A 4,582-nucleotide genomic window follows, 5' to 3' on the forward strand; every position below is an offset into this window, starting at 1 on the left:
AGCCAATCCTCATTCCTCACTCCCCAGTTCCCAGTCTCCAGTTCCCCTGGGCCAATCTAAAATCTAAAATCTAAAATCTAAAATCGTTATGGCACATAGCTGGTGGGAAATTAGAATTCTTTGCGATCCGGCGCTGGAAGATATCATCTTTTGGCGTCTGGAACGGTTTAACTGTCGGGGAACTGCTACTGAGATCAAAAGCAATTCCTGCCTGATGTCGGCTTATTTGCCCGAAGAACAGGCAGGATTGCTGGATTTGGCCGCTCTGTCTCTGTGGCTGCGCCAAGATGCTCTGTGTGCAGGTTTGCCCCTACCTGCGATGCAGTGGGATTTGATTGAAGACGAAGACTGGGGCAGCACTTGGAAGGAGCACTGGCAGCCTCAAGAAGTGGGCGATCGCTTTTTAATTAACCCGGCTTGGTTGCCCTTACCGACTGATACCGATCGCGTTATTTTGCGTTTAGATCCGGGTGTGGCTTTCGGTACGGGTGCTCACGCTACTACTCAACTTTGTCTGGAGTCGCTGGAAATGCGTCTCGGTTTTGATGACAAAGAGTGCATCGTTGCTGATATCGGCTGCGGATCGGGTATTTTGTCGATCGGCGCGGTGTTGTTGGGCGCTACAAAAGTTTATGCTTTGGATACAGATCCTTTGGCAGTGCGATCGACCATTAGCAACAGACTACTCAACCGCGTTAATTCTCAGCAGTTGGTTGCAGAGCTCGGAAGTATCGATCGTTTGAAAGAAATGGTCGATGAGCCGATCGACGGTTTGATCTGCAACATTTTAGCAGAAGTAATCATCGATTTAATCCCGCAGTTCACTGCAATTAGCAAACCGACTACTTGGGCCGTGCTCAGCGGCATTTTGCTCGAACAAGCTAAGCCAATTGCCGACACTCTCGAACAGCACGGCTGGATTGTGGCTACTCTGTGGAAGCGCCAAGATTGGTGTTGTTTTAATATTCGGCGCAGTTAGCGTTTTGAGATTTGAGAGTTGAGATTTTAGGACATTTGTATTCCTTCTGAGCCATCTGGATTACTTGGTATGCGATCGGGTTCAACCTCTCGCACAGCTTGATATATTTATTGATAAAAAGTAGAAGTAATCGCGCTACTATCAAAGTATAAACAGCTTGAACAAGAAAGCTATGGACGTTGAAGAACTATATAGGCGTTACGCTGCTGGCGAAAGAGATTTTCCGGGTGTAGATTTAAGTCATGCTAACTTAAACATTGCTAACGTAGAAGACATCGAAGAACTCGAACCAGGTCAGAATGATTTGAGGGGTATCAATCTCAGCGGTGCTAACTTGACTGTGGCTAATCTGAGTTTTGTTAATCTCAGTGGTGCTAATTTGAGCAGTGCTAACTTAGATTCTGCTAGTTTATGGGTTACTATATTGACGGGTGGTGATTTGAGGGATGCTATTCTGGATTATGCTGAACTGGCAAGCGACTTAGTGGATGTTGACTTGAGAGAAGCTAGCCTGGAGTGTACGCAGTTGATTGGCACTAATCTCACCAGAGCCAACTTGATGGGTGCATACTTTTCAGCCACCGGAGAAGGTCGTTTGATTTTCTGCAACACCATCATGCCGGATGGCACAATTAGAAGTGACAATGGCTCCTAACTTGTGTGGGGCTTTTGACGGGGTTGAGACCCCGTCATATTTTATGATTCGATTATTTCCTCAATCTCCAGAGGGAATATTTGAGAAAAAGTCAAGCTCAGTCAACTCCTCGATTTGGTTAATCGTCAGATTCCATCTCAGCATATTTATCAGTCACAACTTGTCCATCTGGCATGATAGTATTTCGCTTGTAGCTGTCGCTTAAATCGCAACCTTCAACGAGTGCTCCTCTCAAATTGGCCTCATACAGACAAGTTTCACCCATAATTGCATTTCTAAGGTCTGCTCCTTCCAGATTGGCTCGTTCCAAGCTAACTTCAACTAAAAGAGTATTTCTCAGGTTGGCATTCCGGAGATTAGTACATTCCAAATTACCACCCCTAAATTTGGCATTACTTAGATTAGCTCTCTCCAAGGAAGCACTTTCTAGGTTGGTTTCTAAATAAGTATTAGACAAGTCTGCTTCGTCCAGAATAGCATAGCTCAAGTCAGCGAATTGCAACTTAGCTGACTTAAAAATGCTACGCCTGAGATTGGCTTCTTGCAGACGAGCGCTCATCAAGTTAGCTTCAGTGAAGTCAGCCTCACTCAAGTTTACGCCTCTTAGTTTGGCACGTTGTAGGTTAACACGACGAAAATCTCTTTCACCCGCCGCGTACCTTTTGAGCAGTTCTTCTGCGTTCATAACTTGCCTCTTTAATCTATTTACACTTTCACTGGTTCTACCTCTCGCACAGTTTGATACATTTATTGGTAAAAAGTAAAAGTAACAGTGCTACTATGAAATTATAAACAGCTTGAACAAGAAAGCTATGGACGTTGAAGAACTATATAGACGTTACGCTGCGGGAGAGAGAGATTTCCCTGGAGTTGATTTAAGTCATGCTAACTTAAACGTTGCTAACGTGGAAGACCTCGAAGAACTCGAACCAGGTCAAAATTACTTGAGCGGTATCAATTTCAGCGGTGCGAACTTGAGGATGGCCAATCTGAGTTATGTTAATCTCAGCGGTGCTAACTTGAGTGGCGTCCAACTATGCGATGGCGATTTGAGTGAGGCGAACTTATCTGGTACCAACTTAAGCAATGCTAACCTGTTCTATACCAGCTTGATTAAAGCAGATATGAGTGGAGCAGATTTGAGTGGAGCCAACTTGAACTGTACTCAATTAAACTGTGCTGATCTGAGTGGAGCTAACCTGAGTAAAACCAATTTAGCCGAAGCTGACCTAAGCGGAGCAGATTTAAGTCAAGCAGACCTGAGTGGAGCTAACCTGGAAGAAGCATCACTGGCGGAAGTCAACTTGACTGGGGCTTGTTTAACAGATACTTATCTAGGTGAACCCCTGCTCACAAGAGCTAATCTAACAGGAGTAAATTTAAGTGAAGCGATCGTTGATTTAGAGTTGGCTAACATTAGTGGAATTGAAGGGGCAATCTTCTGCAATACAATCATGCCCGATGGCAGCACGAGGAATGACCATTGTGAGTGAGTCTTCCACTCTAAGCTGAAGTTCCCCCAGATGAGAACTTCAACTTAAACAGCGCAAACTGAGAACTGTGAAGACTTATGTAACCACAGATGGAAAATCATTTACGTTAGTAGGTCCAGAATAAATCCGGTTTTCAATTACATTTTCGATTTCATCTGGAAGATTTGACAAAAGATCTAGACCTGTAAGTTCTTCGACCTCTCTGACCGTAGTTATTTGATCTTGCCATCGCGGTGGAATTATATCTGGCGGATTAGCAATGCCATTAGGCATAGTAACAGCAATCACAGGTGTGTTTACTGTAATATCTGCTATTCCTTGACCGGGTTCAACAAACATAATAACTTTCCAAGTGTACTCAGGGACGTTAATGTTTTCTAAGTTGAGAGGATTTTCAGGCGGAAGGGCATCATTAATCGAATCATATCCTCCTGCAATATTGTAAAGTTCCCAACCACGCCTCTGAGCAACTTGCCGACTAAAGCGTTCAAGCTGTCGCCATGCACCGGTTCTATTACTACTTCTCTCTTGTGGAAGTAAGTTTGTTGTCAAGAAGGTAGCAAACTGATCTTTCTGAGTTCTGTTACGATGTTCTCTAGCAGTCATGTGACCTCGGTCAAAACCACTACCTCTGTACTCCCATCCCTCAGTTGTCTCTAATTCACTGGGAAGTTCGCTATCCGACCTCCAAGGAAAAGGATCTAAAGGATCTAGATTGTCATCTCTCTCAGGAGGTTGTAGAGTACCTATCCAGGTTCTGTTTAGTTGCCAGCTTACCCAATTTGGACCTTTGTTGCTCTCGTTATAAGAGAGAGAATACTGTGGCTTTTCAATGAGATAGTTGTTGGCATTGTTAACAGCGTCTGGTCGAGTTTTTTGACCATCTAAAGTTGGATTACCCAACTTTAGATGAACACTTTTAAAGAAAACGTCATCCAGAAAAACCGTGCCGTTATCTACTTCAAACTTCACTGTAGCAACCCTGCCTCGTAGCGGTTCTGGTATATCTACTACATGGAAAGTTTCAAACCCGATATTTCCGTAACCAATTCTGTTTGTATCTGCGTTATTGTAGCCAGAATCGTAAGGACCACTGGCTTCTGATAAGCTAATAGTTTCCAGTGTGGTAACACCATTATCTCCTTCTAAAGAAACTATAAGGTTGCCACCACTGAGTTCAGGTACGTGAAGATTAAATCGCAGAGTTCCAGACTCAGGCACGACAAAACGGTTGTGGGTAATACTTTTACCTGATTCTAGCTTCAGAGCATAATTTGGTTGAGTGCGATCGACCCCAATCCGATCCAATTCCGCGTGCAAAGCCGGAGCATCAGTTGCAGATAGCTGATGCACATCAACTAGATTGCTTGTAGTTACACTCGCTGACGTTTCGCCATTATGAAAAGACCAGCCAGGAATCGCATCAGAAAAAATAGTCCGATTACCACCCTGCGG

General features: G+C 44.1%; 5 protein-coding genes. 3 read left to right on the top strand and 2 right to left on the bottom strand.

Annotated features, from left to right (window positions below):
• The first annotated feature begins 88 nt into the window (after nucleotides 1-88).
• A complete protein-coding gene (gene prmA, locus QUA88_RS19425; RefSeq protein WP_333057863.1) occupies nucleotides 89-979 on the top strand; it encodes a 50S ribosomal protein L11 methyltransferase in 891 nt (296 codons plus the stop codon).
• Between the two features lie 172 nt (nucleotides 980-1,151).
• A complete protein-coding gene (locus tag QUA88_RS19430; protein WP_333057862.1) occupies nucleotides 1,152-1,634 on the top strand; it encodes a pentapeptide repeat-containing protein in 483 nt (160 codons plus the stop codon).
• Between the two features lie 118 nt (nucleotides 1,635-1,752).
• On the opposite strand, the gene QUA88_RS19435 is transcribed toward QUA88_RS19430, so the two are convergent.
• Complete coding sequence (locus QUA88_RS19435) at nucleotides 1,753-2,319, bottom strand: pentapeptide repeat-containing protein (protein ID WP_333273235.1); 567 nt, start codon at nucleotides 2,317-2,319, stop codon at nucleotides 1,753-1,755.
• Between the two features lie 127 nt (nucleotides 2,320-2,446).
• Here QUA88_RS19435 and QUA88_RS19440 point away from each other — a divergent pair, with 127 nt between their 5' ends.
• The gene (locus QUA88_RS19440) at nucleotides 2,447-3,127 is read left to right on the top strand and encodes a pentapeptide repeat-containing protein (protein WP_333057860.1); all 681 of its coding nucleotides are present in this window, start codon (nucleotides 2,447-2,449) and stop codon (nucleotides 3,125-3,127) included.
• Nucleotides 3,128-3,202: 75 nt separating this feature from the next.
• Here the strand turns inward: QUA88_RS19440 and QUA88_RS19445 are convergent.
• On the bottom strand, nucleotides 3,203-4,582 hold a 1,380-nt coding region (locus QUA88_RS19445; RefSeq protein WP_333057859.1), incomplete at its 5' end, for a DNA/RNA non-specific endonuclease.

The sequence above is a fragment of the Microcoleus sp. D3_18_C2 genome, from assembly GCF_036702395.1.
Classification (GTDB): Bacteria; Cyanobacteriota; Cyanobacteriia; order Cyanobacteriales; family Microcoleaceae; genus Microcoleus.